This window comes from Caulobacter sp., from assembly GCF_017744445.1.
GTDB lineage: Bacteria > Pseudomonadota > Alphaproteobacteria > Caulobacterales > Caulobacteraceae > Caulobacter.
The window spans coordinates 268-603 of the sequence record NZ_JAGIBH010000114.1 but is presented as its reverse complement, the minus strand read 5'-3'; the positions used below and the strand labels follow the sequence as shown (position 1 = coordinate 603).

The following is a 336-nucleotide window of genomic DNA, read 5'->3' as shown; positions in this document are numbered from 1 at the left end:
TGCCGACCACCGCTTCTACGAGCGCGTGTTCCAGCTGCTGCTGCGGCACAAGGCCAACTACCTGTGGCCGGCGATGTGGATCCCGCGCGCGTTCTACGACGACGACGCGCGCAATGCGGAACTTGCCGACGAGTACGGCATCGTCATCGCCACTACCCACCACGAGCCCATGGCCCGCGCCCACGACGAGTGGAACCGCTACGGCAAGGGTCCGTGGGACTACACGAAGAATGCCGAAAACCTGCAGCAGTTCTGGCGCGGCGGCATCGAGCGCCTGCAGGGCCGCGAGGCGGTGGTTACCGTCGGCATGCGCGGCGACGGCGACGAAGCGATGAC

1 protein-coding gene is annotated in these 336 nt (G+C 67.0%); it reads left to right on the top strand.

Going from position 1 to position 336, the window contains the following annotated elements; genetic code table 11:
* The coding region (locus J7528_RS23945; RefSeq protein WP_291879859.1) for a glycosyl hydrolase 115 family protein at positions 1-336 on the top strand (336 nt) is incomplete at both ends.